The organism is Massilia sp. CT11-137 (genome assembly GCF_047302885.1).
In the GTDB taxonomy this organism is placed as follows: Bacteria; Pseudomonadota; Gammaproteobacteria; order Burkholderiales; family Burkholderiaceae_D; genus Telluria; species Telluria orientalis.
Genome location: NZ_JBKYMP010000002.1, coordinates 894,210 through 919,687 on the forward strand (window position 1 = coordinate 894,210; position 25,478 = coordinate 919,687).

Genomic DNA, 25,478 nt, shown 5'->3' on the forward strand with positions numbered 1-25,478 from the left:
CGTTGGGCAGCAAACGGCTTACACGTAAGCCGCCAGCGCGGTTTTCATCTTCTTCAGCGCGGCCGATTCGATCTGGCGGATACGCTCGGCCGACACGCCGAATTCCTCGGCCAGCGTGTGCAGCGTGGCGCCCGAGCCGTCGTCGTTGGCCAGCCAGCGCGCTTCCACGATGCGGCGCGAGCGCGGGTCGAGTTTCGACAGGGCCGTTTCCAGGCCTTCCGATTGCAGGCGCACCACTTCTTCGGCTTCCAGGACCTTGGTCGGTTCCTGCTGGTCCGAGGACAGGTAGGCGATCGGCGAGAACTTGTCGTCTTCGTCGTCGGTCGGCGCTTCCAGCGCGATGTCGCGGCCGGACAGGCGCGTTTCCATCTCGATCACTTCTTCGCGCTTCACGTCGAGCATCTTCGCCAGGTCGTCGACTTGTTGCGGCGACATGGCGTCCAGGCCCTGTTTGTTGCTGCGCAGGTTGAAGAACAGCTTGCGCTGCGCCTTGGTCGTTGCAACCTTGACCAGACGCCAGTTCTTCAAGATGTATTCGTGCATCTCGGCCTTGATCCAGTGCATGGCGTAGGACACCAGGCGGACGCCCTGGTTCGGGTCGAAACGCTTGACTGCCTTCATCAGGCCGATATTGCCTTCCTGGATCAGGTCGGCGTGCGGCAGGCCATAGCCCAGGTAGCCGCGTGCGATCGACACGACCAGGCGCAGGTGCGACAGCACCAGCTTCTGGGCCGCGTCCAGGTCATTCTTTTCCTGCAGGCTCTTAGCCAGGGAAACTTCTTCCTCGTGGGACAGCATCGGCAGGCGGTTCACTGCCGAGATATAGGCGTCGATATTACCGAGATTGCCACTGAAACCCAGTCCCAGTGCATGACTGCCGGCCGGAACCAATGCGGATTGTGCGGACATAGTCACTCCCTCGTAGATAAACTGCTGCATCGTCTCGCCATCTCCAGAGCCCCGAAGGCGCAGCTGGCTGGCTTGTAGTCGGGATGCTGACGGTGCTATCAAAACCATTTCCCGCGATAGTCTGACGTAATATTAGCACTCTCTTGAGGTGAGTGCTAGGCGCCACCATATCCCTTACGATGGGTTTAAGTTTCATTAAAGTATTGCCCGCAGGAATCAAAAAAAACGGTTCGATTCAACTGTAGAGCAGGTACGCGCGGTTCAGTTGATACGGCTCAAATGTGACGCTCATATCGTTTGAAATCGGTAGAAGACAGGTTAGGCGACGCGTGCTGCGCTTTCTGTTGGCTGGCGCACGTTGCCATGTAGGTGGATGCCTCGCGTCCGCTGCCGGATTTGACTGGCCAGCAGCGGACGGGTTCACGGGGCGGGCGAAAAAAGAATGCTTACTTGAGCCGCGCCAGATGCCTCTGCACCGACAACATGGCCCCAACGAGGCCCAGCCCGGCACTGATCGCCAGCAAGGCCGCCATGCCCAGCGGCGGCAGCGGCGTCAGCTGGAATTCCGACGCGTACAGCCGGGCGAACTCGGCGATGGCCGTGTTCAGCGGACGCAGCGCCAGCGTAACGGCACCCAGCGCCACCGCACCCGCGCACAGGCCCAGCAGGGCGCCCGTGTAGTAGAACGGGCGGTGGATGAAGTTGTCGGTCGCGCCCAGCAGTTTCGAGACGGCGATTTCCTCGCGCTGCGTCAGCACCTGCAAACGGATCGTGTTGAACACGACGGCGATCACGACGACGCCCAGCGTGATCGCGAGCAGCAGCAGCGCCAGGCGCAGTATGCCCAGCAGGGCTGCGAGGCGCTTCACCCAGGCCGAGTCGATCTGCACGGAGTCGACGTCCGGCAGGGCGCGCATTTGCTCGGCCAGGCCGTCCACGCGCGCGGCGTCGGCGCCGCTGGCGAAGCCTTCCAGCTTCATCACATAGCTGTCCGGCAGCGGGTTGTCGCCCAGCGTCTCGATCACGTCCGTGAGACCGCTCTTTTCCTTCAGGCTCGCCAGCGCCTGTTCGCGCGGCACGAAGCTGACCTTCGCATGGCTGCCGTGCAGGATCTGCTGCAGCTGCGGCGCGAGGGCCTGGGCCTGGTCGCGCGGGGTGTCGGCCTTGAGGAACAGGCTGATTTCCGGATCGACAGACAGTTCTTGCGATAACGGGCGCACATTGTCGAGCAGGGTGACGCCAGCGAAGGGCAGGGCCAGCGCGACGGCGACGACGAGCACGTTGAACAAAAAGCTGCCCGGCGCCTTGCGCACGTGGGACAGCGCGGCGCCGAGGGCGAAGCGGTGCTGGCGGAACCAGATGTTCATGCGCCACCTCCCGTCACATGGCCGTGTTCGAGGCGGATCACGCGCGCGGCGCTGTCCAGAATCTGGTCGTCGTGGGTCGAGATGACGCACGTGACGCCCACGGCGTGGAATGCGTGCAGCGCGTCGATGACCTTGTCGGCCGCGGCGCGGTCGAGGTTCGCGGTCGGTTCGTCGGCCAGGATGATCTGCGGGCGGTTGACGATGGCGCGGGCGATCGCCACGCGCTGCTGTTCGCCGCCGGACAGTTCCATCGGCAGGGCGAAGGCGCGGTCGAGCAGGCCGACCTTGTCCAGCGCCGCGCGGGCACGCTGTTCGGCTTGCGCCCTGTGCGCGCCGGTGACGATCAGCGGCAGCATCACGTTGGCCAGCAGGTGACGGTCGTTCAGCAGGCGCTGGTTCTGGAAGATCAGGCCGAGGTTGCGACGCAGGAAGGGGACGCCGGCCTTGCGGATGCGGCCGACGTCCTGCCCGTTCACGATCACGCGGCCGGACGTCGGGCGCTCGATGGCGGCCACCATTTTCATCAACGTGGACTTGCCGGCGCCGGACGGGCCGGCCAGGTACACCAGCTCGCCCTTGGCGATGTTCAGGGATACGTCGGACAGCGCGAGCGTGTCGGCGGAATCCGAGTACTTCTTGGAGACGGACTGGAATTCGATCATCGTGCGTATTATCCCAGCAGCGCCTCGGCGAATTCGTCGGCGCTGAAGGGTTGCAGGTCCTCCAGCTTTTCGCCCACGCCGATGAAGTACACCGGCACCGGACGGGTGCGTGCGATGGCGGCCAGGATGCCGCCCTTGGCCGTGCCGTCCAGCTTCGTGATCACGAGACCGGTCAGCTGCAGCGCGTCGTCGAACGCCTTGACTTGCGCCAGCGCATTCTGGCCCGTGTTGCCGTCGATGACGAGCAGGATTTCGTGCGGCGCGTCTTCCATGCCCTTGCCGATCACGCGCCTGATCTTCTTGAGCTCTTCCATCAGGTGCAGCTGCGTGGGCAGGCGGCCGGCGGTGTCGACCATGACGACGTCGACGCCGCGCGCCTTGCCCGACTGGACGGCGTCGAACGCGACGGCGGCCGGGTCGCCCGACTGCTGCGAGATCACGGTGACGTTATTTCTCTGGCCCCACACCATCAGCTGCTCGCGCGCGGCGGCGCGGAACGTGTCGCCGGCGGCCAGCAGCACGGATTGTTCATGGCGCTGCATGTGCTTGGCCAGCTTGCCGATGGTCGTCGTCTTGCCGGCGCCATTGACGCCCGCGATCATCATCACGAGCGGCTCATGGCGGCCCAGCTCGAGCGGCTTTTCCAGCGGACGCAGCAGGTCGACCAGCAGGCCCTTCAGCGCCACCTTGACGGCGGCCGCGTCGAGCAGCTTGTCTTCCTTCACCTTACGGCGCAGGTTGTCCAGCAGGAATTGCGTGGCGTCCATGCCGGCGTCGGACATCAGCAGGGCGGATTCGAGTTCCTCGTACAGGTCTTCGTCGATGCGCGCGCCGACGAACAGCAGCGACAGGTTGCTCGACGTCTTGGCCAGGCCGGCCTTCAGGCGCGACATCCAGGAACGCCTGGCTTCCGCTTCGCTGACGGGACGTTCGGCGGTTTCGGGGAACAGCTGGCCTTCGTAGGCCGTCGAAGCGCCCGCAACAACTTCCTCGGGCGCGGCGGGTGCGTCATCGCCACCGCCGAACAGGCGGCGCAGGAAACCCGGCTGCTCGGCTGGCGCGGCGACGCCCGGCGCTTCAGCCTCCGGGGCCACGGGCGCCGCGGGTTCGACCGCAGCCGGCGTCTCGGCTTCAGGTTTTTTCTTTTTGAAGAAACTAAACATTGTGTATTCGGGAGGGCGGCGGAATGCCGGATAGGGTCGCGCGTATTCTACCAGAGCGGGAACACACTTCTGAGGTGCGCCTGCTCGACCATATTGTGGCTAGAATACAGCTCAACAATACCACTCCGCTCACCGTGCTGGAATTTAGTACGTAACGGGTGTAAATTGTGACCATCGATAAGAAGACGCGTCACCGAGGGACGATCGTGAACGTATCCAGGTTTATCAAGAGGCTCATCGCCGGCGATCACGTGGTGGGCAGTTCGGCGCCATCGCTGCGCAACGTCATCGTCTGGCTCTTCATTGCCCTTGTCGCCCTGTTCCTGACCCATCCATCCAGTCCCGCCAGCGCCTTCGACGCGCCGGTGCCGTGGCCGGCCGAACTGGGACTCGACGGTAACCTCGGCATGTAATCTGCGCTGCTGGTATCCTGTTATTTCCGAAGGACACCTTGCGGTTGCAGCGCCATGAAACACAGACTTTTTCTTTTCGACCTCGACGACACCCTGCTCGACTTCAAAGCTTCCGAACAATTGTCGTTCGACCGCACGATGCGTGCACAGGGCCTGGCCGCGCTTCCCGACGGGCTGTTTGCCCGCTACCAGGCCATCAATACGGCACTGTGGCGAAGCTTCGAGACGGGCACTGTCTCCAAGGATTTCCTGAAGGTGGAACGCTTCCGCCAGACCTTCGCCGCGAGCGGTCTCGACCTCGATCCGGAAGCGGCCAGCCGCCTGTACCTCGAATCGCTGTCGGACACGGTCGTCCTCATCGACGGCGCGAAGGAACTCTGCGCGACCCTGGCCGCCATCGGCGAGGTGGGCATCATCACGAACGGTGTCGAGCAGATCCAGCACCGCCGCATCGCCAGTGCCGGGCTGCGCGACCATGTGTCGTTCGTGGCGACGTCGGAGGCGTGCGGCCATGCGAAGCCGGACAGCCGCTTCTTCGACTACACCGTCAGGATGGCGCGCGCGTTCACGCATGCGGAAACGATCATCGTCGGCGACCGCCTCGATGCCGACATCCTCGGCGCCAACCGCTTCGGCATCGAAAGCTGCTGGTTCAATCCCGGCGGCCTCGCCAACGACACGCATGCGCTGCCCACCTTCGAAGTGGCGCGCCTGCATGACGTCGTCCCGGCCCTGCGCGGCCTCGTCGCTGCCTGAAACGTCAGCCTGCCTTGGCCGCCTGCGCGTTGCGGCGGATGGTGTCCAGGGTGGCGCCCGGCGTGATCAGGTTGCCGTCGTAGCGCAGCTCGATCAGCGCCGGCAGCCTGTGCGTGCGCGTGAACGCGATGGCGCGTTCGAGCGCCGGGCCGAAACCGGCCGTCGTCTCGACCGCCTCGCCGTGGCCGCCGTACGCTTGCGCCAGCGCGGCGAAATCCGGATTGTGCAGCTGCGTGCCCGACACGCGGCCCGGGTATTCGCGTTCCTGGTGCATGCGGATCGTGCCGAACATGCCGTTGTTGAAGACCAGGAAGATGACGCCGGCGCCGTACTGCACCGCGGTCGCCAGTTCCTGGCCCGTCATCATGAATTCGCCGTCGCCCGCGAAGGTGACGACGGTGCGCTCCGGCCGCACGATCTTGGCCGCCACGCCGGCGGGAACGGCATATCCCATCGCGCCGCTCGTCGGGGCGAGCTGCGTGCGCATCGCGCCGTAGCGCCAGAAGCGGTGCGCCCACGTCGCGTAGTTGCCGGCGCCGTTCGTGATGATCGTGTCGCGCGGGAGGGCGGCTTGCAGGTCCTGCACCATCTGCCACAGGTCCAGCGGCGCGGTGCCGTCCTTGAAGATCGGCGGCTGCTCCTGCCACGCGCGCAGCTCGGCCTTCGCTTCCTCGACCGTGTGGCGCCATGCCGATGCATCGACCGGCTCCATCGCCGCCAGCATCGATGCCGCCTGCGGCGCGCCGCTCGCGATCATCAATTCGGCCTGGTAGACGCTGCCCAGTTCTTCCGGATCGGGATGGATGTGCACGAGGCGCTGGCGCGGCACGGGCGATGCCAGCAGCGAGTAGCCGCTCGTCGTCATCTCGCCCAGGCGCGGGCCGAACGCGATCAGCACGTCGGCCTCTTTTACACGTGCGGCCAGCTTCGGATTGATGCCGATGCCGACGTCGCCCGCGTAGTGCGGGTGCTCGTTGTCCAGCAGGTCCTGGAAGCGGAACGCGCACGCGACGGGCAGGGCGTTCGCCTCGGCGAATTTCTGCACGTCGGCGCACGCCGCATCCGTCCACGTGCCCCCGCCCAGCAGCAGCAGCGGTTTTTTCGCACCCGCCAGCAGCGTGCGCAGTTGTGAGATCTGCGCGGCAGACGGCGCGCCCTGCGTCGGCTGGTAGCGGCGCGTATCCGCGACTTGCGCGCGGGCCACGAGCATGTCTTCCGGCAGCGCGAGGACGACCGGGCCGGGACGGCCGCTCGTCGCCACCTGGAACGCGCGCGCCATGTATTCGGGGATGCGTTCCGCGCGGTCGATCTGCGCGGCCCATTTCGCCATCTGGCCGTACATGCGGCGGTAGTCGATTTCCTGGAACGCTTCGCGGTCCATGAAGTCGGTGCCGACCTGGCCGATGAACAGGATCATCGGCGTGGAATCCTGGTACGCGGTGTGCACGCCGATGGAGGCGTTCGTTGCGCCGGGGCCGCGCGTGACGAAGCAGATGCCGGGCTTGCCCGTCAGCTTGCCGTAGGCCTCGGCCATGAACGCCGCGCCGCCTTCCTGGCGATTGATGACGAAGCGGATGTTCGAGTCGTGCAGCGCGTCGAGCACGTCGAGGTAGCTTTCGCCGGGCACGCCGAAGGCGGTGTCCACGCCGTGGACCTGGAGCGCATCGACCAGGATCTGGCCGCCGCTGCGGGAGGGGTGCGTCATGGTGAGGTCATCCTTATCACGATGGAATCCGGGCATTCTATGCAACTCGCCCTGGGCTGGCTTTTCAAATAGCGACACCACCTTTCACAAATGGCAGCTACGTAATCCTGTACAATGCAGCCCGTGAAGCAGGCCAGACAGCCGCTGGTCCACGCCGCAAGGTCGTGGGCGGGAGGAAGGTCCGGACTCCACAGAGCGGGGTGACGGTTAACGGCCGTCCGCCGAAAGCCCGGCGCAAGCCGGGTATAAGGCGAGGAATAGGGCCACAGAGACGAGCGTATTAAGTTACGGTGAAACGCGGTAACCTCCACTCGGAGCAATTCCAAATAGGCACGCGTTGATGTTGCTCGCGGAGCGTGCGGGTAGGAAGCTTGAGCGCCGGAGTAATTCGGCGCCTAGAGGAATGGCTGTCATAGCGTCCGCAAGGACGTTACACAGAATCCGGCCTATCGGCCTGCTTTACACATGATTCACGGTCCGGGGAGCTCGACGACGATGCGTTACATCCTCGCCCTCGACCAGGGCACCACCAGTTCGCGCGCCATCCTGTTCGACCGCGAGGGCCAGGTCGTGCGCATCGCCCAGCAGGAATATCCCCAGCATTTCCCGCAGCCCGGCTGGGTCGAACACGACCCGCTCGACATCTGGAACAGCCAGCTCGCATGCGCGCGCCAGGTGCTTGCGGAGGCCGGCATCGATGCGGGCGACGTCGCCGCCATCGGCATCACGAACCAGCGGGAGACGACCGTCGTGTGGGACCGCCGCACGGGCGAACCGCTGTGCCACGCCATCGTCTGGCAGGACCGGCGCACGGCCGAACTCTGCGACGACCTGCGCGCCGCGGGCAAGGCCCCCCTCATCCAGCGCAAGACGGGTCTCGAACTGGATGCCTATTTTTCCGCGACCAAGCTGCAATGGCTGCTCACGCACGTGCCGGGCGCGCGCACGCGCGCGGAGCGGGGCGAGCTCGCGTTCGGCACCGTCGACAGCTGGCTCACCTATAAATTGACGGGACGCCACGTCACGGACACGAGCAACGCGGCGCGCACGATGCTCTTCAATATCAACAGCCTGCGCTGGGACCCGGAACTGCTGTCCCTGTTCGGCGTGCCGGCGTCGATGCTGCCGGAAGTCGTGCCCAGTTCTGGTATCGTGGCCGACGCCGACCCGGCCTGGTTCGGCCGCGCCATCCCCATCGCGGGCATCGCGGGCGACCAGCAGGCGGCCACGTTCGGCCAGGCCTGCCACCGGCGCGGCATGGTCAAGAACACGTATGGCACCGGCTGCTTCATGCTGATGCACGCGGGCGACACGCCGCCGCAGTCGCACAACCGCCTGCTCGCCACCGTTGGCTGGACCGTGGGCAACCACACCGACTACCTGCTCGAAGGCAGCGTGTTCATGGGCGGCGCCACCGTGCAATGGCTGCGCGACGGCCTCGGCATCATCAAGCAGTCGGCCGACGTCGAGGCGCTCGCCCTGTCGGTGCCGGACAGCGGCGGCGTGATGCTCGTGCCGGCCTTCGTCGGCCTCGGTGCGCCGCACTGGGACCCGTATGCGCGCGGCACCATCGTCGGCATGACGCGCGGGACGACGGCCGCGCACATCGCGCGCGCCGCCGTCGAAGCCATCGCCTACCAGAGCGCGGAACTGCTGGCCGCCATGCAGAAGGACGCCGCCTGCGTCGTGCACGAAGTGCGCGCCGACGGCGGCGCCGCGCGCAACGACCTCCTGATGCAGTTCCAGGCCGACCTGCTGGGCGTGCCCGTCGTGCGGCCGCAGGTGACGGAGACGACGGCCCTCGGCGCCGCCTGCCTTGCCGGTCTCGCCGTCGGCTTCTGGTCGTCGCGCGACGAGATCGCGGCGCAGTGGAAGAGCGAGCGCCGGTTCGAGCCGCAACTGCCGGCCGCGCGGCGCGACGACATGATGGCGCGCTGGTCGCGCGCGGTCGCGCATGCGCGCGCGTGGGCGGTGCCGGAACACCACTGACGCTCGCGTGCGGCCGCGCCGGCGCGGTTCGGGCACAATCGATGCAACCTTGTCATCGATGCGTTGCGACCGGAGGCGTCTTTGAAATTCCTGAAGGTTTTCTTTTCGACCGCGCACGCGGTGCTCGGCTTCCTGTTCGTGCTCGTGTCCGTGCTGATCACGGTATTGGCCGTGCAGACCGGCTGGCAGGCGGTCGGTGCCGGGGCCGAGGAGAGCGCCGAAATGGCCATCGAGGCGATCGGCCTGCTGGCCATCGCCGTCGTCTCGCTGCAGATCGCGCAGACCATCACCGAGGAAGAAGTCGTGCGCGACGCCCACATCAGCGCGCCCACGCGCGTGCGCCGCTACCTGTCGCGCTTCATGGTCGTCGTCGTGGTCGCGCTGTCGATCGAGGGGCTGGTCGGCACGTTCAAGGCCTTGCACGAGGAACCGGAACTGCTGCCGCACGCGGCGTCGGTGCTCGTCGCGGCGGGGCTGTTGATGGCCGGCTGGGGCGTGTTCATCCGCATGAACAAATCGGCGGAAGTGCTCGAGCCGGAGGCGATGGAAGCGGCGAAGAGCGAGGATGCGAAGGTGGACGAGTAGGGCTACGTGCCGCGCAGGATCGCGAGGTTCGCCGTCATCCGCGCGTGCAGCGTCGTGCGCCAGTCGTCCGTGAGCCGCGCGGCGGACAGCGGAAACGCCGCCTCGATGCGCGCCAGCAGCGCGTCGAGATACGCCGCGCAGGCGTCGCGCCCCGTGAAACCGAAGCGGACGGCGTCGCCGAGGACGGCGTCCCGCGCGATGTCGAAGCGCCCCCTGGACAGTTGCATGACCAGGCGGCGCGGCGTTTCTGCCGGATTCGGCACGACGTCGAACGCCGGCGCGAGGCGCCAGCCCTTGCGGCCTTGCCCATGGACGATCGCGTGGTTGCGCACATGGTCGTCGTCGTTGCCGCAGACGGCGTTGAAGACCATGCGGCCGAACAGTTCGATACCATCCTCCGGCGGTGCGCCGACCCGGCGCAGTTCTTCGGCCAGGCGCGGGTAACTCCAGCGGTCGGTGTGGGCCGGATTGTCCGGATATTCCGCCTGCAGCAGGGACGCCGCGCTGACGCACATGAAGCGCCGGCCGCCGTCGCGATCGAAGCGGCGCACGCGCAGGACGCTGCGGCCTCCCGGCCCTGGATGCAGGACGGTTTCCACCACATCCAGCCCGCTCGCCGCGCCCCATTCGAGGGCGAAGTGTTCGAGGCGGGGGATGTCGGCCGGGTCCATCGGCATCCGCGGCTTGACCAGCCAGAAGGCGCCGGCGTCATCGCGTACGGTCGTCTTCGGACGCGCGCCGCCGACGCTGGCCGTCTGCACCAGCCGCCGCCGGATGGCGGGCCGGACCGGTGGCCGGTGTTCCGCCAGCGCGGCCAGTTCCTCGACCAGCTGGTCGAGCAGGGGCAAGGGAGGACTGTTCAGCGCCGCGCCGGAAAACCGGGGTGTCGACCCGACGGCGAGCGCGCCCCAGCGATCGATATTGCCGGTCTTGATCAGGTATTGCAACGGCGGGGCGTCGGCGGGCAGGTTGTATTCGCGCCGCAGCAAGGCCTGGCCCCAGGCATCCGGACACGCGTCGCGCAAGACGTCGTGCAATCCCCGGTAACGCCGGGTCCTGTACTGGGTGCCGGGTACGAACGGCAGGTTCACGGGATCGATCGCCCACGCAAGTCCGCTGTCGACATACGACGGCGCATACATGAACGTGCCTTCGCCGGGCGCGCTGGCCACGTAGCGGCCCACGGTGACCCATGCGCCGTCGTCCGGGCGCTGCAGGTACACGTACAACGGCTTAGAAATAATCGGCATCGGATGTGGCGCCTTGCTCCTGTCGCGTCGGCCGGACCCGCTTGCCCGGGGCCTTGCGCCAGAGTTCGGGTTTCAAGGCTGGCGTGGCTTCATCCGCCATGCCCAGGGTCAGCAGCGCATTCAGGTAGGCCCCGGCACCGACGCCGGGATCACCCCGTTCCATGCGCCGCAGCGTGGCTTCCGAAATGCCCAGCCGGCGGCACAGGTCGGCCGCCATGATGCGCTGCTGCATACGCTGCACATTGACGCAGCGGCCCCATTCGACCAGGCGCTCCTGCACGAGCGTCGGCCACATGTCGGCATTTGAAAGTTTTTTTGGCATGTTTCGAGGCTATCAAAGAACGCGTCTTACAGCAAGTAAGCGGTTATCTATAAAGACTTTTTCTAAGAAATGGTTTCATAGATAGCGTTTTATGGACTATAAACCGTTATCTATGAATGCCATGAGCAACGTTCGCAGACCCGTATGCAATCTGAACAGTGCGATTCCTTTTAATGGTGAAATTGTGAGAGCTTTTCGTTCACTTTGATCGATATACTGCCCGGTAATATTTCTTACCTTTCTTTTATGTTTGATGGGCAAATCATCCTTCCCGACCATGCCGATTTCGCGTGCCTGCTGAACCAGGTACTGGCCTGGTGGCCGGAGGAATTGACGGGAGATCCCGGCGCCGATGCCGAGGCGCGGCAATCGTCGGTGGCCCGGCTGTACGAAACGAGTATTGCGCCGCGGGCGATCCAGTCGGCCAGCATGCTGCTGTTACAGCTCGACTGGATCCTGTTCGGGATCGTCATGGATTTATCGCGCAAGGTGTCGCGGGTGCGCGTGCGGGATATCCGGCCGCAACTCATCAAGGATAGATTCCACGCGCTGCTGACCCACAGCGCATTGCCGCAACTGCTAGGCGAAAAACAGTGGGATGGATCGTTCGAGCGCGATGAACTCGTCAATTATTTGCGGGTCGAGGACATGGCGACAGTGTGATGGCGCACACGCAGACCGGGCATGCAAAATCGATGATGGCATCAGGGCGCGGCGGACCCGAGAATCGGGTTTTCCTCATTCTCGAGAATGCTCATGTCCGCAGTATCGATGGTTGCGCTCGCGTGTATCGCCCTGAATTTCGTACGCGCGGGCTGCGCTCACTTTCTCCGTTTCCGTGAAATGTGCAGTATGCTGGCCGTCCGCGGCTGGTCCGCGCCCCGGGCGATGCTTGCCGCCGGGTCGGCCGTGCAGATCGTGGCCGGCCTGGGGTTGCTCTGGCAGCCGTCGCGCCACGCCAGCGCGATTGCATTGCTCGCATTTACGACCTGCGCCAGCGTAACCCTGCTCGACTTCTGGCGCCTGTCGGGCCGGGAGCGCGTTGGCGCCGCGAACGGTTTTTTCAGCAACGTGGCGGTCTGCGGAGGCTTGCTGCTGGCGTCGATTTTGTGAGGATGGCACACATGACGATCGGACCCGACTGGGATGACCTGCGCGTCCTGCTCGCGGTTGCGCGGCATGGTTCGCTCAACGGTGCCGCGCGCGTCCTCGGCCTGACCCAGCCGACCGTGAGCCGCCGCGTGGCCGCCATCGAAGGGCGTCTCGCCATCCAGCTGTTCGACCGCGACATGTACGGCATGGTGCCGACCGCCGCCTGTGCCGGACTGCTCGCCGGCCTGGAGCGCATGGATGCCGAAGCACAAGGTGTACTGCGTAAGCTGGCGGCGACCGGGGACGGCCTTGAAGGCGCGCTGACGATTACCAGCATCGACTGGCTCGGCGCCGCCTTCGTGGCGCCCCTGCTGGCACGCTTCGGCGCGCAGCACCCCGGGTTGACGCTGCGGCTCATCAACGAAAAGCGCAATTTCAATCTGGCGGCCCGTGAGGCGGACTTGAGCGTGTCGTTCCGCCGGATCGAACAGGACAACCTCATCCAGCGTCGCCTCGCCACCGTTCCCTACAGCCTGTTCGCCGCTCCCGGCTACATCGAACGCCACGGTCTGCCGGACCCGGCGCAGCAGGGGCGCGGCCACCGCCTCGTGTTGATCGAACCGCGGGAGGACGTCTTCCTGCACGACGCATGGATCCGCGCGGTGCTGCCCGATGCGCACGTCATACTGCGGGCCGGCGACATGCATACGGTCGTGGCCGCGACGCTGGCCGGGGAGGCGATCGGACACGTGCCCCGTCCGCTGGGCGAATCGTTCGCGCAGTTGCACCGCCTCGTTGTTCCGGCGTCCGATCCGGCACTCGACCTGCGCCTCGGCTTCCACGCCGACATGCGCGAGAACGTCCGCTTGCGCGCGCTCGTCGATTTCCTGGCGGCGGAATTGCCGGCCCGGCTGGAGCGCACGCCGTCCTGACGCGTCCGCCCTGCACGCGCGTGGCCGGGGCATGCAAAATCGATGATGGCGGAGGCGCCGGCGCCGCTTCGATAATGCCCGTGTCAACAGGAGGAACCCATGACCGACACGACATCATCGACGTCCGCGCCGCGCGGGCGCCACCTCGCCGCGCTCGCCTTGCTGGCATTTTCCCACCTCATCATCTCGCTCGACTACACGATCGTCTTCGTGGCCCTGCCATCGATCCGCACGGAGCATGGCTGGGACGCGGCGCCCATCCTCGCGGCGGGGCTGGCGGCCGTGCTGCTGCTCGCGGGATTCGTCGCCATCGAACGGCGCGCCCGCGACCCGCTGCTGCCGCCGTCCCTGTTCGCGGCACCTGGCCTGGCGCCGGGCCTTGCCGTGATCCTCATGTTCAGCGCCACGTTCGGCTCGCTGTTGTATTTCCTGGCCCAGTATTTTCAAGCCGTGTTGCGCTTCCCGGTATGGCAGGCCGGACTGGCCTATGTACCCCTGTACTGCGTCATCATCGTGATGTCGTCGCTGGGTGGACACGTTGCGGGCCGCCTGGGCCTACGGCACGGTCTGCTGATCGGCCTGGTGTCCGGGGGCGTCGGCATGCTGCTGACGGCCTGGGCGATGGCAGGCGCGAGCGGTTATACCGGATTGCTGCCTGGCCTGCTGTTGTACAGTGCCGGCATGGGCATGACGTTCACGGTCATGTTCGCGACGGCGACGACGGGCGTGCCGGCCCATCGGCAAGGCGTCGCTTCCGGTGCGGCGTCGACCTGCCAGCAGCTGGGCAGTGCGGTGGGCATCGCGCTGCTCGTGCCGCTGTCGCAAGGCGGACCGGACATGGCGCACGCGCTGGCAGCCGTCCACGTCACGGCTGCGCTGGGCGTCGCCGCCATGATCGCGATCGTGGTATGGCGTGTGCAGCCGCGCCTGCCGGCCGGCCGTGAGATCACGCTGGACATTGAAGTGCATAAATAGATATCGATGAGGATCCAAATGACACTCCTGGCACGACCCGACGATGCACCCCACGCATTCCAGGCCATCTGGAACAGCCATGACATGACAGCCTTGCGGACGTTGTTCCACGACGATGCGACCTTCGTGAACCGGTTCGGCCGCTACGTACGCGGCATCGACGCGATCGTCGACATGCATGTCCCGATCCACGCCACCGTCTACAGCGATTCCACGCTCGACAACGAATTGATCGACGTGATCCCGATCGGCGCCGACGCGGCGGTCGTGCACTTCTGGAGCCGCCTCGCGGCCGGTCCGGCGCATCCGGCCGGTGCGCACGCCGTCGATACCCTGATTCTTGCCGTGCTGACGCGGCAGGCCGGCGCCTGGCGCATCAAGGCGCTCGAGAACGTCACGCTGACGAATCCGAAAACGGGGGAAACGGTTCTGAGAAACACCGCCTGAGATTTTCGTACTGGCAACATCGACAGGTATCAAACAATGCTTTATTGCAATCATGTATGCTGCTGGCTGGTCCTGACGAATGGAAGGCGGCATGAATATCAAACACTGGAAAATTGGTAATCGGCTGGGCGGCGCATTCGGACTGCTGCTCGTGTTGCTGGGGGCATGCATCTGGTTCGGCATTGCCAGCCTGCACTTGTTGAACGAAGGTACGTCGAAGATCGTCGACGAGGATTATCCGAAGACGGTCCTCGCCTACGAAAGCCTCGACGTCGTGAACCGCAATGCCCGCGCCATGCGCAATATGCTGTTGTGGGACAAACCGGAGGAAGTGGCGCGGGAACGGCAGACCGTGCTCCAGAACAGGCAGGAAAACACCGTCAATCTCGACAAGCTGGCGGCACTGATCAAATCCGACGAAGGCAAGGTCAAGCTGAAAGCCGTGCAGGATGCGCGGGAGGTGTACCGCACGTCGCAGCAGGCCTTTCTCGACATGATGGATGCCGGTAAAAAACCGGAAGCCGCGGCCTTCCTGCTGACCCAGGTGCGCAAGGACCAGCGCGGCTATTTCGACGCCGTGCGGGAATTGATCAAGTTTCAGGATAGGCGCGTGCTCGACAGCGGCCACCGCGCCGAGGAGACCTACCAGTCGACGATCGCCTGGCTGATGGGATTGGCGGCCGTCGCGCTCGTGCTCGGCACGGTCGTGGCCGTCTGGATCACGCGTTCGATCACGCGGCCGCTGCGGCAAGCCGTCGACGTGGCGCGCACCGTGGCCACCGGCGACCTCAGCACGCGGATCGAGGTGCACTCGGCGGACGAAACCGGCCAGTTGCTGCAAGCCCTGCGCGACATGAACGAAGCGCTGGTCAATATCGTCGGAGAAGTGCGTAGCGGCACGGAGACCATCGCGTCCGCGTCGCAGCAGATCGCGTCCGGCAACGCCGACCTGTCGTCGCGCACCGAGGAGCAGGCGTCGTCGCTGGAAGAAACGGCGTCGTCGATGGAAGAACTGACGTCGACGGTGAAACAGAATGCGGACAATGCGCGCCAGGCGAACCAGTTCGCCGTATCCGCATCGGAAGTGGCGGAGAAGGGCGGCGCGGTGATGGCGGAAGTGGTCGACACCATGGGCGCGATCAACGAATCGGCGCGCAAGATCGTCGACATCATCGCGGTCATCGACGGCATCGCCTTCCAGACCAATATCCTCGCGCTGAACGCGGCCGTCGAAGCGGCGCGCGCCGGCGAGCAGGGACGGGGTTTTGCGGTGGTGGCGTCGGAAGTGCGCAGCCTGGCGCAGCGCAGCGCGGCGGCCGCGAAGGAAATCAAGGCGCTGATCGACAACTCCGTCCAGAAGGCGGACGACGGCAGCAGGCTCGTCGACCAGGCCGGGACGACGATGCGCGACGTGGTCGAGAGCATCCGCCGCGTGGCGGACATCATGGGCGAGATCAGCGCCGCGAGCCAGGAACAGACCGACGGCATCGGGCAGGTACAGCTCGCGATTTCCCAGATGGACCAGGCCACGCAGCAGAATGCCGCGCTCGTCGAGGAAGCGGCCGCCGCGTCCGAGCAGCTGCGCGAGCAGGCATCCAAGCTGTCGCAGACCGTCGCCGTGTTCCGGCTGGGCGGTGCGCATGACCGGGCCGCGACTGTGCCCGCCGTGCAGCCGAAACAGGCGGCGCCGGCCATCGCGCCGCCGGTGCGGAAGAAGCCGGCCGCGCCGGCCAAGGCGTCGGCAGAGCGGCCGCGTGCCAGGCATCTGGCCGGCGCCGGCGCGGGCGACGAGTGGGAAGAGTTCTGATCTTTGATTAAAACCCGATCCGCCCCTTGCCCGGCGTGGGCTTGAGGCGGATGTCGTCCACCTTCACGTGCGCGCGCCCGTCCGCGACCGCATAGCCAAGCCCATCCAGTAACGTCTTGCGCAGGTCGCGCGGCGACACGCCCGCGAGCTTGTCCAGCACGCCGTCGCCCAGGAGCGGATCGAACGCCGCCAAATTCAGCTCGCGCAGCAGCCCGGCATACATGCGCTGGGCGATGCCGGCGGCCTGTTCCGGCGTCGGTGCCGGGACTTCGTAGACGGCCATCCGGTTCAGCAGCGGGTGCGGAATGCCTTCGGTGGAGTTCGCGGTCAGCACCCAGAAGATCTGCGAAGCGTCGATGTCGACGTCGATGAATTCGTCGCGGAACGCGCTGGCCGTTTCCGGCTCCAGTAACTGATACAGCGCCGCGAGCGGGTCGGATTGCGAAGAGCCCGTCGCCTTTTCCACCTCGTCCAGCACGATCACCGGATTCGCGAACTGCCCGCGCACGAGGCGTTCGGCCACCTTGCCGCACTTGGCCCCGCGCCAGCTGGCCGAGCTGCCCGTGATGACGAAGCCGGCCGACAGCGCATTCATGCTGATCAGCTCGCAGTCCGTGTGCATGACCTTCGCCAGGCGCTTGGCGAAATGGGTCTTGCCCACGCCCGGGCCGCCCAGCAGCAGGATCGGCATGACGTTAAAACCCTTATCGCCGGCATGGGCCAGGCGCAAATAGCGCGCGAGGTCGTCCAGCACTTCGTCAAAATTCGGACATTCCTCGAACAGCGGGTCGAGGGCGTCGATGGAAGAGGGGGTGGTGACGAAACGTTCGGCGCCGGTCTCGAGCATGCGTTCGTAGAACGCTTCGAGCTCGGGCGAACGTCCGCGGCTACGGTCGAGCGCGCCCTGTACTTCATTGAGATCGTAGACGGCACGGCTGCGGGCCAAGGTAAGGCTCATGGCAAAACTCCTGCGCGATAGTACGGACTCACTTATACTACTGGGCTCCCCGAAAAAAACCGCCAAGCGAGCCGGAAACGGCCGGGTGATCGCCTCGCTTTCATTCTAACGCGCACGTGATCGAATCGCGCTTTCTGCCGTGCTGTCTGTGTTGCCATATGGCAACCTACCGACAGTCAAGTCTTGTCCTTTATTAAGGGTGAAACACATGTGTGCAGATGAGGTCGCACATGCATTGTTTTACCTAAGTGCCTAATTTTGCTCAACATTTTTACTTGAGGTTCCGTCAAGTAAGTTCGCTAAGTCATTGGTTTCATTGGCAATTTCGCCGTTTTCTAAACGTGAATTCGCTTGACCACAGACAACGCTTCCTCTAAAGTGGGAAACGGTGGCAAAAAGTGCAGTTTTGTGGGAGATCGGTGTATCTCCCGGCGCCTAAAAATAATCAGACTGATAACTCTCCAAAACTAGGTACAACGTGTTTCAGGGCGCGTCAGCGATCAATCTCGATGCCAAAGGACGGATGTCAATACCGGCCAAGCATCGCGACGCCTTGATGCAGCAATGTGAAGGCCGTATGACGCTCACGAAACACCCACATGGTTGCCTGTTGTTCTTCCCGCGCCCGGTGTGGGAAGAGCATCGCGAACAGATCGCCGCCTGGCCGATGTCGGCGCGGGCGTGGCAACGCATTTTCCTGGGGAACGCCTGCGATGTCGAGATGGACGGCGCGGGTCGGGTGCTCATTTCGCCCGAACTGCGCAATGCAGTTGGATTGGAGAAGGAAGTGATGATGCTCGGGATGGGGACCCATTTCGAGATCTGGGACGCCGCCAAGCTGGCGGAAAACGAGGCCCAAGCCGTCGCGGGTGGCATGCCCGATGTCCTTTCCAATTTCTCCTTCTAAGGCGCCGCATGAATGTGACTCAGCCGGTGCCCGGTTTGCAGCATCGTACGGTGCTGCTGGATGAAGCAGTCGATGCACTCGCCCTCGAAGGCGAGCGCGCTGCGGGTACTTATATAGATGGCACGTTCGGCCGCGGCGGTCATAGCCGGCTGATCCTGTCGAAACTGGCGCCCGAGGGGCGCCTGATCGGTTTCGACAAGGATCCCCAGGCGATCGCGACGGCCGAGCAGATGAACGATCCGCGCTTCTCGATCGTGCACGACAGCTTCGCGACGATGCGCGAAGCGCTGGCGGCACGGGGCGTGCACCAGGTCGACGGCATCCTGCTGGACCTGGGCATCTCCTCGCCCCAGGTCGACGATGCGAGCCGCGGGTTCAGCTTCCGCAACGATGGTCCCCTGGACATGCGGATGGATACGACACGGGGCATTTCCGCCGCCGCCTGGCTGGCCGAAGTGCCGGAGAGACAACTGGAAAAGGTGATTCGGGATTATGGAGAAGAACGGTTTGCTTTTCAGATTGCAAAGGCGATTGTTGCTGGCCGGGCAGTCGAACCAATTTCAACCACACGACAGCTTGCCGCAATCGTGGCAAACGCGGTCAAAACCCGGGAGAAAGGCAAGGATCCGGCAACCCGCACCTTTCAGGCTATCCGGATTTTCATCAATCAAGAGCTTGAGGACCTTGAAGCAGGTCTGAACGCCGCCTTCGAACTGCTGAAGCCCGGCGCTCGCCTGTCGGTGATCAGCTTCCACTCGCTGGAAGACCGCATGGTCAAGCAGTTCCTGGCGTCGAAGGCCAGGGTCGAGCAACCGGATCGCCGGTTGCCGATCCGCGCCGTCGACTTGCCCAAGCCCTTGATGAAGTTGATCAGCAAGACGAAACCGTCCGACGTGGAAGTCGGCGCCAACCCGCGCGCCCGTTCGGCGGTGCTGCGCGTGGCCGAGCGACTGGGCGTGGACGCGCCGGAGGGAGCCCGATGAGCGGCAAGCTGAACGTCGTGCTGACGGTGCTCCTCGTCGGCTGCGCGCTGTCGGTCGTGAACGCGCGCTACCAGGCGCGCCACCTGTTCATCGACCAGGAAAAGCTGCTGCAGCAGCAGCGCCAGCTCGAGATCGACTGGGCGCAGCTCCAGCTCGACCAATCCACCCTCGGCAAGAACGAGCGCATCGAACAGATCGCGCGCTCGCAGCTGGACATGGCACCGCTGTCCCCGGCGCGTACCCAATACCTGACGGAAGGCGGTAAATGAAGGCCGGCACCAACGGATCCCGCGTCGCCGCCGCCAAGGGCGTGGCGTTTTCCAAGAGCCCCGTGCTGGCCGTGCGCCTGCCCGACTGGCGCTCGCGCGTCGTCCTGTTCGTGCTGTTCGCCGCGTTCCTCGCGCTGGCCGGGCGCGCGCTGTGGCTGCAAGGCGTCTCCAACCAGTTCCTCCAGAAGCAGGGCGCGAGCCGCTACGAGCGCACGCTCGAACTGCCGGCCACGCGCGGCAAGATCTTCGACCGCAACGGCATCGTGCTCGCGTCGTCGCTGCCCGTGAAGGCCGTGTGGGCGATCCCCGAGGACGTGCTGAATTCGCCGCGTCCGAAGCTGCGCGAACTGGCGCAGCTGCTCGACCTGCCGGAGGCCGACCTCTTGAAGAAGCTCGATTCCGACCGCACCTTCGTCTACCTGAAGCGCCAGGTGGAGATGGACGTCATCGCCAAAATCGAGAAGCTCGGCATCGACGGCATCGACACCCGCAAGGAATACAAGCGTTACTACCCGCAGGGCGAGGTGATGGCGCACATCGTCGGCTTCACGAACGTCGAGGACGTGGGCCAGGAAGGCATCGAGCTCGCGCAGCAGAAGAACCTCGTGGGCCAGACCGGCAGCCGGCGCGTGATCAAGGACCGCCTGGGCCGCATCGTCGAGGACGTGGGCCTGTCGCGCGAGCCGCACGACGGCAAGGACCTCACGCTGTCCGTCGATTCCAAGCTGCAGTACATCGCCTTCAACAGCATCAAGGACGCGGTGGAGAAGTTCCACGCCAAGGCCGGCGCCGCCCTCGTGCTGGACGTGCACACGGGCGAGGTGCTGGCGCTGGCCAACTGGCCCACGTATAACCCGAACGACCGCTCGCGCCTGACCGGCGAGCAGCTGCGCAACCGCGTCATCACCGACACGTTCGAGCCGGGTTCCACCTTGAAACCGTTCACCGTCGCGCTGGCGCTGGACAAGGGCCTGATCAAGCCAACCACGCTGTTCGACACGGGCAACGGCCGCTACATGACCGGTGGCCATCCGATCCGCGACACGCACCCGCACGGCGTCATCGACGTCACCACGATCATCCAGAAGTCGTCCAACATCGGCACGACCAAGATCTCCGAGCTGCTGTCGGCCCAGGAGATGTGGGAGATGTTCACCAAGGTCGGCTTCGGCCAGGCGCCGCGCTACGGTTTCCCCGGCGCCGCGGCCGGTCGCGTGCGTCCCTACAAATCGTGGCGGACCGTCGCCAAGGCCAACATGTCGTTCGGCCAGGGCATCTCGATGTCGCTGCTGCAGCTGGCGCATGCCTGGCTGATCTTCGCGCGCGACGGCGACGTCATCCCGCTGTCGTTCCAGAAGGTGACCGAGAAGCCGGTCGGCCAGCAGATCATCTCGCCGAAGACCGCGGCCCAGGTCCGTACGATGGTGGAATCGGTGGTGAGCCCGCAGGGTACGGCGTCGCAGGCGCAGGTCGCCGGCTACCGCGTCGGCGGCAAGACCGGCACGGCGCAGAAAGTCATCAACGGCCGCTATTCGCAGACGCACTACGTCGGCAACTTCGTCGGCATCGCGCCGATGTCGAACCCGCGCTTCGTCATTGCCGTGATGATCGACGATCCGTCCGGACCGTTCCACACCGGCGGCGCGGTCGCGGCGCCGACGTTCGCGGCGCTGGCCGCGAATGCGCTGCGGGCCGCCAACGTGCCGCCCGACTCCACGGTCACCGACATCATCATTCCGGAACATCCGCTCGAGGAGAGTAATTGATGGCCGAGACGCCGAACATCGTCCAGTGGATCAAGGCCGCCGCACCAGGCGGCCGTCTCGTTTCCGACTCGCGCCGCGTGCGCGGCGGCGACGTGTTCTTCGCCTATCCGGGCGAGGCCGCCGACGGCCGCCGCTTCATCCGCTCCGCCATCGAGAACGGCGCCGCCGCCGTCGTGTTCGACGACCGCGATTTCGCCTGGGAGTCGGACGCGCAGGCGTTCGACAAAACGCTGGATGTGCCGCATCTCGCTGCGCGGGACCTGAAAAAGAACGCCGGCCCGATCGCGCATGCGGTCTACGGCGCGCCCGATGCAGCCATGTTCACCATCGGCGTCACGGGCACGAACGGCAAGACGTCGTGCGCGCTGTGGACAGCGCAGGCGCTCGCTCACTTGAACGAGACCACGGCCGTCATCGGCACGCTGGGCGTCGGCCTCGTGCGCGGCCGCGCCGAACCGGAATTCGACGTCACCGGCTACACGACGCCGGACGCCGTGCTGCTCGCGTCGGAACTCGCCAGGCTGCGCGACGCGGGCGCGACGTCGCTCGCGATCGAAGTGTCGTCGATCGGCCTCGTCGAACACCGCACGGCGGGCATGCACTTCGACGTGGCCGTGTTCACGAACCTCACGCGCGACCACCTCGACTATCACGGCGACATGGCGGCGTACGAAGCGGCGAAACGCCAGTTGTTCGACTGGCCGGGCCTGAAGACGGCGGTCGTCAACCTGGACGACGAAGCGGGCGTGCGCATCGCGCGGCACCTGCGTTCCGCGCGTCCCGATGTCGCCGTCCTCGGCTACACGCTGCGCGCGGTGCACAAGGGGGGGCAAATGCGACCGGAGCTGGACGGCGTCGCCGTGCTGCGCGCATCGAGCCTGCGCAGCCGCCCGAACGGCAGCGAATTCCACATCGAGTCGCCGTACGGCAGCGCGGTCGCGCGCACGCACATGGTCGGCCACTTCAACGCGAGCAACGTGCTGGCCGTGCTGGGCGCGCTGCTGGCGAAAGGCGTCGACTTGCGCGCCGCGCTCGACGCCGTCGAGGCGCTCGTGCCGGCGCCGGGCCGCATGCAGCAGCTGGGCGGCCAGGATACGCCGATGGTCGTGATCGATTATGCGCACACGCCGGACGCGCTGGAAAAGACGCTCGAAGCGCTGCGCCAGGTCGCGCAGGAGCGGGGCGGCCAGCTGTGGTGCGTGTTCGGCTGCGGCGGCGACCGCGATCCGGGCAAGCGTCCGCAGATGGGCCGCATCGCCCAGATGGCCGAGCACGTGCTCGTCACGAGCGACAACCCGCGCAGCGAGGAGCCGCGCGCGATCATCGAGCAGATCGTGGCCGGCATGGACCCGCACCATCCGGCGTCGACGCACCAGGCCATCGAGGACCGCGCCGCCGCGATCCTGTCGGCCGTGAAGCATGCCGCCAGGCCGGACGTGATCCTGCTGGCGGGGAAGGGCCATGAGCCGTACCAGGAAATCAAGGGCCGGAAGATTCCGTTTTCCGATGCCGACCACGCCGCGCTGGCGCTGACCGCGCGGCTCACCATGATGAGGACTGTCTGATGATTCGTGGCTCGATCGAGCAAGTGATGTCGTCCATCGAGGGCGCGCGCGTCACGCGCGACGCGTACTTCCAGGGTGTGTCGACCGACAGCCGGCAGGTGATGCCGGGGTCGCTGTTCGTCGCCCTGCGCGGCGACCGCTTCGATGCGCACGACTTCCTCGGCCAGCTGGTCGACAAGCCCGTCGCCGCCGTCGTCGTCGAAAAGCTCCCCGACCACTATCCGCTGCCGGCCATCGTCGTGCCGGACACGCTCGTCGCGCTGGGCCGCATCGGCAACTTCTGGCGCCGCCGCTTCGCCATCCCCGTCATCGGCGTCACCGGCAGCAACGGCAAGACGACGGTCAAGGAAATGATCGCGTCCATCCTCACGGCCGCCTTCGGCGCGGAGGGACGCCTGGCCACGCAGGGCAACCTGAATAACGAGATCGGCGTGCCGCTGACCGTGACGCGCCTGACGGAAGCGCACCAGGCCGCCGTCGTGGAACTGGGCATGAACCACCCGGGCGAGATTGCGCGCCTGGCCGCCATCGCCGCGCCGACCGTCGCCCTCGTCAACAACGCGCAGCGCGAGCACCAGGAATTCATGCACACCGTGGAAGCTGTCGCGCGCGAGAACGGCGCCGTGCTGCAGGCGCTGCCGGCGGACGGCGTGGCCGTGTTCCCGGGCGACGACGAATACACCGACCTGTGGCGCGGGCTGGCGGGCGAGCGCGAAGTGCTGACGTTCGGCCTGACCGACGATTGCGATGTGCGCGCGACGTACACGACGACAGATTTCGGCAGTGAGCTCAAAGTTACGTCGTTCCCGCGGAAGCGGGAACCCATGCCGAGCGCGCAGGACCAGCAAAATGCGCCTCAACCCGACGTCAGCATGGGCCCCCGTTTTCACGGGGGCGACGCGGCCGAGTTTACGATCAAGTTGAACGCCGCCGGCGTCCACAACGTCCGCAACGCGCTGGCCGCCACCGCCTGCGCGCTCGCGGCGGGCATCCCCGTCGATGCCGTCGTGCGCGGCCTGGAAGCCTTCGCGCCCGTGAGCGGCCGCCTGCAGCGCAAGCAGGCCGCGAACGGCGCCACGATCATCGACGATACGTACAACGCCAACCCCGACTCAGTGCGCGCCGCCATCGACGTGCTCGCGCAGTACCCGTCGCCGCGCATCCTCGTGCTGGGCGACATGGGCGAGGTTGGCACGCAAGGACCTGAGTTTCACCAGGAAATCGGTGCGTATGCCGCAAGCCGCGGCATCGACACCGTGCTCGCGACCGGCGAACTGGCTCGCCACATGACCGGATCGGGAGCGCAACACCACGAGCAGTTCGACGAATTATTGGCAGCACTGGATCAAAAACTGGGCAGCAAATCTGACGCAACTGTGTTGGTGAAGGGCTCGCGCTTCATGAAGATGGAACGCGTGGTCCAACACCTGACCGCATCAACCAACACCGGCAAGGAAGCCCACTAGACTTATGCTGCTTTGGCTCGCACAATATTTTCAGGACTATCTGGGTCCGCTGCGCGTTTTTAACTACATCACGTTCCGCGCCGTCTTCGCGACCATCACCGCGATCAGCATCGGCATGCTGTGCGGTCCGGCCGTGATCCGCAAGCTCACCGAGATGAAGGTCGGCCAGGCCGTGCGCACGTACGGTCCGCAGACGCACCTGTCCAAGCACGGCACCCCGACCATGGGCGGCGTGCTCGTGCTGATCGCGATCGGCGTCTCGACGCTGCTGTGGTGCGACCTCTCGAACCGCCTGATCTGGCCAGTCCTGGTCGTCACGCTGGGCTTCGGCGCCATCGGCTGGGTCGACGATTACCGCAAGGTCGTCTACAAGGACCCCGAGGGCATGCGCTCGGGCGAAAAATACTTCTGGATGTCGCTGATCGGCATCACCTCGTCGCTGTACCTCGCGTTCTCCGTGTCGGCCGCGACGCCGTGGGAAGTGTGGCAGCTGTTCTTCGCATGGGTGCAGTCCGGCTTCTCGATGGACCTGCCGCCGAAGGCCGACCTGATCGTCCCGTTCTTCAAGACCATCAGCTATCCACTGGGCGTGTGGGGCTTCATCGCGCTCACGTACTGCGTGATCGTGGGTGCCTCCAACGCCGTCAATTTCACCGATGGGCTCGACGGCCTCGCCATCATGCCGACCGTGATGGTCGGCGGCGCGCTGGGCCTGTTCGCTTATCTCACCGGTAACGCGACGTATTCGAAATACCTGTTCATCCCGCACATCCCGGGCGCCGGCGAACTGCTGATCTTCTGCGGCGCGATGGCCGGTGCGGGCCTCGCGTTCCTCTGGTATAACGCGCACCCCGCGCAGATGTTCATGGGCGACGTGGGCGCGCTGGCGCTGGGCGGCGCGCTCGGCACCATCGCCGTCATCGTGCGCCAGGAGATCGTCCTGTTCATCATGGGCGGCGTGTTCGTCGCCGAGACGCTGTCCGTGATCATCCAGGTCAGCTGGTTCAAGTACACCAAGAAGCGCTATGGCACGGGACGCCGCGTGTTCCTCATGGCGCCGCTGCACCACCATTTCGAACAGAAGGGCTGGAAGGAGACCAAGGTCGTGGTGCGGTTCTGGATCGTGACGATGATCCTGGTCCTCGTCGGTTTCTCAACCCTCAAGCTGCGCTGATAACGGGGTAACCGAG

25 protein-coding genes and 1 other RNA gene are annotated in these 25,478 nt (G+C 65.5%); 18 read left to right on the forward strand and 8 right to left on the reverse strand.

Going from position 1 to position 25,478, the window contains the following annotated elements; all coding sequences use genetic code 11:
* Positions 1–18: 18 nt before the first annotated feature.
* The 4 genes from rpoH to ftsY all read right to left on the reverse strand — a co-directional run bounded on the left by rpoH (position 19) and on the right by ftsY (position 4,101).
* On the reverse strand, positions 19–909 hold the full coding sequence (rpoH, locus tag ACEN98_RS20795) for an RNA polymerase sigma factor RpoH (RefSeq protein ID WP_413337570.1): 891 nt from the start codon (positions 907–909) through the stop codon (positions 19–21).
* 446 nt (positions 910–1,355) lie between these two features.
* Complete coding sequence (ftsX, locus tag ACEN98_RS20800; RefSeq protein WP_413386876.1) at positions 1,356–2,276, reverse strand: permease-like cell division protein FtsX; 921 nt, start codon at positions 2,274–2,276, stop codon at positions 1,356–1,358.
* Positions 2,273–2,938: a cell division ATP-binding protein FtsE gene (locus ACEN98_RS20805; RefSeq protein WP_413386877.1), complete on the reverse strand. Its 666-nt coding sequence runs from the start codon at positions 2,936–2,938 to the stop codon at positions 2,273–2,275. The genes ftsX and ACEN98_RS20805 overlap by 4 nt, the downstream gene beginning before the upstream one ends.
* 8 nt (positions 2,939–2,946) lie before the next feature.
* The gene (gene ftsY, locus ACEN98_RS20810; protein ID WP_413386878.1) at positions 2,947–4,101 is read right to left on the reverse strand and encodes a signal recognition particle-docking protein FtsY; all 1,155 of its coding nucleotides are present in this window, start codon (positions 4,099–4,101) and stop codon (positions 2,947–2,949) included.
* Between the two features lie 206 nt (positions 4,102–4,307).
* Here ftsY and ACEN98_RS20815 point away from each other — a divergent pair, with 206 nt between their 5' ends.
* Positions 4,308–4,514 (forward strand): hypothetical protein, encoded by a 207-nt coding sequence (locus ACEN98_RS20815; protein WP_413337565.1) that lies wholly within the window; start codon positions 4,308–4,310, stop codon positions 4,512–4,514.
* Between the two features lie 54 nt (positions 4,515–4,568).
* Positions 4,569–5,270 carry a YjjG family noncanonical pyrimidine nucleotidase gene (locus ACEN98_RS20820; RefSeq protein WP_413386879.1) on the forward strand — a complete coding sequence of 234 codons (702 nt, stop codon included), beginning with the start codon at positions 4,569–4,571 and terminating at the stop codon, positions 5,268–5,270.
* 4 nt (positions 5,271–5,274) lie between these two features.
* Here ACEN98_RS20820 and ACEN98_RS20825 read toward each other — a convergent pair whose 3' ends face one another.
* Complete coding sequence (locus tag ACEN98_RS20825; RefSeq protein ID WP_413386880.1) at positions 5,275–6,975, reverse strand: thiamine pyrophosphate-binding protein; 1,701 nt, start codon at positions 6,973–6,975, stop codon at positions 5,275–5,277.
* Positions 6,976–7,100: 125 nt separating this feature from the next.
* Here ACEN98_RS20825 and rnpB point away from each other — a divergent pair.
* The 3 genes from rnpB (at position 7,101) to ACEN98_RS20840 (ending at position 9,549) form a co-directional block, all read left to right on the forward strand.
* Positions 7,101–7,440: RNase P RNA component class A (gene rnpB / locus ACEN98_RS20830), an RNA gene on the forward strand.
* Between the two features lie 30 nt (positions 7,441–7,470).
* On the forward strand, positions 7,471–8,964 hold the full coding sequence (glpK, locus tag ACEN98_RS20835; protein ID WP_413386881.1) for a glycerol kinase GlpK: 1,494 nt from the start codon (positions 7,471–7,473) through the stop codon (positions 8,962–8,964).
* Positions 8,965–9,045: 81 nt separating this feature from the next.
* Positions 9,046–9,549 (forward strand): hypothetical protein, encoded by a 504-nt coding sequence (locus ACEN98_RS20840; RefSeq protein ID WP_413386882.1) that lies wholly within the window; start codon positions 9,046–9,048, stop codon positions 9,547–9,549.
* 2 nt (positions 9,550–9,551) lie between these two features.
* Here the strand turns inward: ACEN98_RS20840 and ACEN98_RS20845 are convergent, their stop codons facing one another.
* Together ACEN98_RS20845 and ACEN98_RS20850 are read right to left on the reverse strand one after the other, a co-directional pair.
* Positions 9,552–10,799 carry a type II toxin-antitoxin system HipA family toxin gene (locus ACEN98_RS20845; protein WP_413386883.1) on the reverse strand — a complete coding sequence of 416 codons (1,248 nt, stop codon included), beginning with the start codon at positions 10,797–10,799 and terminating at the stop codon, positions 9,552–9,554.
* Positions 10,783–11,121, reverse strand: a complete 339-nt coding sequence (locus ACEN98_RS20850) for a hypothetical protein (protein WP_413386884.1) — start codon at positions 11,119–11,121, stop codon at positions 10,783–10,785. The genes ACEN98_RS20845 and ACEN98_RS20850 overlap by 17 nt, the downstream gene beginning before the upstream one ends.
* 204 nt (positions 11,122–11,325) lie before the next feature.
* On the opposite strand from ACEN98_RS20850, the gene ACEN98_RS20855 reads away from it, so the two are divergent.
* The 6 genes from ACEN98_RS20855 (at position 11,326) to ACEN98_RS20880 (ending at position 16,374) form a co-directional block, all read left to right on the forward strand.
* The gene (locus tag ACEN98_RS20855; RefSeq protein ID WP_413386885.1) at positions 11,326–11,784 is read left to right on the forward strand and encodes a hypothetical protein; all 459 of its coding nucleotides are present in this window, start codon (positions 11,326–11,328) and stop codon (positions 11,782–11,784) included.
* Between the two features lie 93 nt (positions 11,785–11,877).
* On the forward strand, positions 11,878–12,234 hold the full coding sequence (locus ACEN98_RS20860; RefSeq protein ID WP_413386886.1) for a hypothetical protein: 357 nt from the start codon (positions 11,878–11,880) through the stop codon (positions 12,232–12,234).
* Between the two features lie 11 nt (positions 12,235–12,245).
* Positions 12,246–13,145, forward strand: a complete 900-nt coding sequence (locus tag ACEN98_RS20865) for a LysR family transcriptional regulator (protein WP_413386887.1) — start codon at positions 12,246–12,248, stop codon at positions 13,143–13,145.
* Positions 13,146–13,244: 99 nt separating this feature from the next.
* Positions 13,245–14,120: an MFS transporter gene (locus tag ACEN98_RS20870; RefSeq protein WP_413386888.1), complete on the forward strand. Its 876-nt coding sequence runs from the start codon at positions 13,245–13,247 to the stop codon at positions 14,118–14,120.
* An 18-nt stretch (positions 14,121–14,138) separates the two neighbouring features.
* Positions 14,139–14,567 (forward strand): YybH family protein, encoded by a 429-nt coding sequence (locus tag ACEN98_RS20875; RefSeq protein ID WP_413386889.1) that lies wholly within the window; start codon positions 14,139–14,141, stop codon positions 14,565–14,567.
* A gap of 91 nt (positions 14,568–14,658) precedes the next feature.
* A complete protein-coding gene (locus ACEN98_RS20880; protein ID WP_413386890.1) occupies positions 14,659–16,374 on the forward strand; it encodes a methyl-accepting chemotaxis protein in 1,716 nt (571 codons plus the stop codon).
* 7 nt (positions 16,375–16,381) lie between these two features.
* Here the strand turns inward: ACEN98_RS20880 and ACEN98_RS20885 are convergent, their stop codons facing one another.
* Positions 16,382–17,332, reverse strand: coding sequence for an AAA family ATPase (locus ACEN98_RS20885; RefSeq protein WP_413386891.1), 951 nt, complete (start codon positions 17,330–17,332; stop codon positions 16,382–16,384).
* A 478-nt stretch (positions 17,333–17,810) separates the two neighbouring features.
* On the opposite strand from ACEN98_RS20885, the gene mraZ reads away from it, so the two are divergent.
* From mraZ to mraY, 7 genes are read left to right on the forward strand one after another with little or no spacing between them, the layout of a single operon-like run.
* Positions 17,811–18,239 (forward strand): division/cell wall cluster transcriptional repressor MraZ, encoded by a 429-nt coding sequence (mraZ, locus tag ACEN98_RS20890; RefSeq protein WP_036229930.1) that lies wholly within the window; start codon positions 17,811–17,813, stop codon positions 18,237–18,239.
* Between the two features lie 8 nt (positions 18,240–18,247).
* Positions 18,248–19,222 (forward strand): 16S rRNA (cytosine(1402)-N(4))-methyltransferase RsmH, encoded by a 975-nt coding sequence (gene rsmH / locus ACEN98_RS20895; protein ID WP_413386892.1) that lies wholly within the window; start codon positions 18,248–18,250, stop codon positions 19,220–19,222.
* The gene (gene ftsL, locus ACEN98_RS20900) at positions 19,219–19,491 is read left to right on the forward strand and encodes a cell division protein FtsL (protein ID WP_413339737.1); all 273 of its coding nucleotides are present in this window, start codon (positions 19,219–19,221) and stop codon (positions 19,489–19,491) included. The genes rsmH and ftsL overlap by 4 nt, the downstream gene beginning before the upstream one ends.
* On the forward strand, positions 19,488–21,257 hold the full coding sequence (locus ACEN98_RS20905) for a peptidoglycan D,D-transpeptidase FtsI family protein (RefSeq protein ID WP_413386893.1): 1,770 nt from the start codon (positions 19,488–19,490) through the stop codon (positions 21,255–21,257). Before ftsL ends, ACEN98_RS20905 begins: the two co-directional genes overlap by 4 nt.
* Positions 21,257–22,822: a UDP-N-acetylmuramoyl-L-alanyl-D-glutamate--2,6-diaminopimelate ligase gene (locus tag ACEN98_RS20910; RefSeq protein WP_413386894.1), complete on the forward strand. Its 1,566-nt coding sequence runs from the start codon at positions 21,257–21,259 to the stop codon at positions 22,820–22,822. Before ACEN98_RS20905 ends, ACEN98_RS20910 begins: the two co-directional genes overlap by 1 nt.
* On the forward strand, positions 22,822–24,288 hold the full coding sequence (locus ACEN98_RS20915) for a UDP-N-acetylmuramoyl-tripeptide--D-alanyl-D-alanine ligase (RefSeq protein WP_413386895.1): 1,467 nt from the start codon (positions 22,822–22,824) through the stop codon (positions 24,286–24,288). Before ACEN98_RS20910 ends, ACEN98_RS20915 begins: the two co-directional genes overlap by 1 nt.
* Positions 24,289–24,292: 4 nt before the next feature.
* Positions 24,293–25,462 carry a phospho-N-acetylmuramoyl-pentapeptide-transferase gene (mraY, locus tag ACEN98_RS20920; RefSeq protein ID WP_056122815.1) on the forward strand — a complete coding sequence of 390 codons (1,170 nt, stop codon included), beginning with the start codon at positions 24,293–24,295 and terminating at the stop codon, positions 25,460–25,462.
* Positions 25,463–25,478: the final 16 nt, after the last annotated feature.

What these genes read in the sequence shown, in the direction of transcription:
- rpoH (WP_413337570.1), bottom strand. Translation starts at nt 909, where the DNA reads ATGTCCGCACAATCCGCATTGGTTCCGGCCGGCAGTCATGCACTGGGA.
- ftsX (WP_413386876.1), bottom strand. Translation starts at nt 2,276, where the DNA reads ATGAACATCTGGTTCCGCCAGCACCGCTTCGCCCTCGGCGCCGCGCTG.
- ACEN98_RS20805 (WP_413386877.1), bottom strand. Translation starts at nt 2,938, where the DNA reads ATGATCGAATTCCAGTCCGTCTCCAAGAAGTACTCGGATTCCGCCGAC.
- ftsY (WP_413386878.1), bottom strand. Translation starts at nt 4,101, where the DNA reads ATGTTTAGTTTCTTCAAAAAGAAAAAACCTGAAGCCGAGACGCCGGCT.
- ACEN98_RS20820 (WP_413386879.1), top strand. Translation starts at nt 4,569, where the DNA reads ATGAAACACAGACTTTTTCTTTTCGACCTCGACGACACCCTGCTCGAC.
- ACEN98_RS20825 (WP_413386880.1), bottom strand. Translation starts at nt 6,975, where the DNA reads ATGACGCACCCCTCCCGCAGCGGCGGCCAGATCCTGGTCGATGCGCTC.
- glpK (WP_413386881.1), top strand. Translation starts at nt 7,471, where the DNA reads ATGCGTTACATCCTCGCCCTCGACCAGGGCACCACCAGTTCGCGCGCC.
- ACEN98_RS20845 (WP_413386883.1), bottom strand. Translation starts at nt 10,799, where the DNA reads ATGCCGATTATTTCTAAGCCGTTGTACGTGTACCTGCAGCGCCCGGAC.
- ACEN98_RS20850 (WP_413386884.1), bottom strand. Translation starts at nt 11,121, where the DNA reads ATGCCAAAAAAACTTTCAAATGCCGACATGTGGCCGACGCTCGTGCAG.
- ACEN98_RS20860 (WP_413386886.1), top strand. Translation starts at nt 11,878, where the DNA reads ATGTCCGCAGTATCGATGGTTGCGCTCGCGTGTATCGCCCTGAATTTC.
- ACEN98_RS20865 (WP_413386887.1), top strand. Translation starts at nt 12,246, where the DNA reads ATGACGATCGGACCCGACTGGGATGACCTGCGCGTCCTGCTCGCGGTT.
- ACEN98_RS20870 (WP_413386888.1), top strand. Translation starts at nt 13,245, where the DNA reads ATGACCGACACGACATCATCGACGTCCGCGCCGCGCGGGCGCCACCTC.
- ACEN98_RS20875 (WP_413386889.1), top strand. Translation starts at nt 14,139, where the DNA reads ATGACACTCCTGGCACGACCCGACGATGCACCCCACGCATTCCAGGCC.
- ACEN98_RS20880 (WP_413386890.1), top strand. Translation starts at nt 14,659, where the DNA reads ATGAATATCAAACACTGGAAAATTGGTAATCGGCTGGGCGGCGCATTC.
- ACEN98_RS20885 (WP_413386891.1), bottom strand. Translation starts at nt 17,332, where the DNA reads ATGAGCCTTACCTTGGCCCGCAGCCGTGCCGTCTACGATCTCAATGAA.
- rsmH (WP_413386892.1), top strand. Translation starts at nt 18,248, where the DNA reads ATGAATGTGACTCAGCCGGTGCCCGGTTTGCAGCATCGTACGGTGCTG.
- ftsL (WP_413339737.1), top strand. Translation starts at nt 19,219, where the DNA reads ATGAGCGGCAAGCTGAACGTCGTGCTGACGGTGCTCCTCGTCGGCTGC.
- ACEN98_RS20905 (WP_413386893.1), top strand. Translation starts at nt 19,488, where the DNA reads ATGAAGGCCGGCACCAACGGATCCCGCGTCGCCGCCGCCAAGGGCGTG.
- ACEN98_RS20910 (WP_413386894.1), top strand. Translation starts at nt 21,257, where the DNA reads ATGGCCGAGACGCCGAACATCGTCCAGTGGATCAAGGCCGCCGCACCA.
- ACEN98_RS20915 (WP_413386895.1), top strand. Translation starts at nt 22,822, where the DNA reads ATGATTCGTGGCTCGATCGAGCAAGTGATGTCGTCCATCGAGGGCGCG.
- mraY (WP_056122815.1), top strand. Translation starts at nt 24,293, where the DNA reads ATGCTGCTTTGGCTCGCACAATATTTTCAGGACTATCTGGGTCCGCTG.